We start from the raw sequence: 671 nt of genomic DNA on the forward strand, positions 1-671 counted from the left end.
CTTTGCCTGCACCCATCAAAGCGATGGGCGGGGAAAGCGTCGTTCACCCAGGCGCGCACCGAGACAGAGAAGCAGGCACTTCCAATTACAATGCATGGAACCGTGCTTGGGTAGGGATTGTTGATATGTTTGGTGTGATCTGGTTACAAAAGCGCACGAAAAATCCGATGATCAAAGCTGTCAGCATTGCCAATGAAAATGCAAAACAATGAAATGGTTAAAGCTTGCACTTCTTATACTTGCTGGGGTTTTGTTAGCAAATCAGCTCGATACTCACGTTTTATCTCACCTCACAGATAGGAACTGGCTGGTTGGCTACATTCAAAAAAACGGGGCTTTAGGGCATGTGGTCATCTTCACATTCAGTGTGGTGTTTTTGTCGTTGAGTGGACCAAAGCAAGCCATCGCATTGGTATTCGGCTATTTGTACCACGTCCAATTAGGCGTGCTTATCACCTTATTTGCTTGTGTTTTTGGGGCGACATTTAACTACGCCTGCGCGCGCTTTCTCATCGGAAATTGGCTATATCGAAGGTTCCCGAAAAAAATGACGCGTTTTAATTCATTTGCGAGTCGTAAGCCGTTTTACAAAATCCTTTTGCTACGTTTGTTTCCGATTGGGAATAACGTCGTGACCAATGTTTTATCGGGTAGTGTCCGAGTGCCGTTCT

At 45.6% G+C, this 671-nt stretch carries 1 protein-coding gene and 1 pseudogene; both read left to right on the top strand.

The annotated features are described in order from the left end of the window. Positions 1-212, top strand: a pseudogene (locus R7Q11_RS26725) (dolichol-phosphate mannosyltransferase); the annotation flags it as partial. Beyond that, the coding region (locus tag R7Q11_RS26730; RefSeq protein ID WP_225467061.1) for a TVP38/TMEM64 family protein at positions 209-671 on the top strand (463 nt) is incomplete at its 3' end. The pseudogene R7Q11_RS26725 and the gene R7Q11_RS26730, both read left to right, overlap by 4 nt.

This window comes from Vibrio sp. 970 (genome assembly GCF_033339075.1).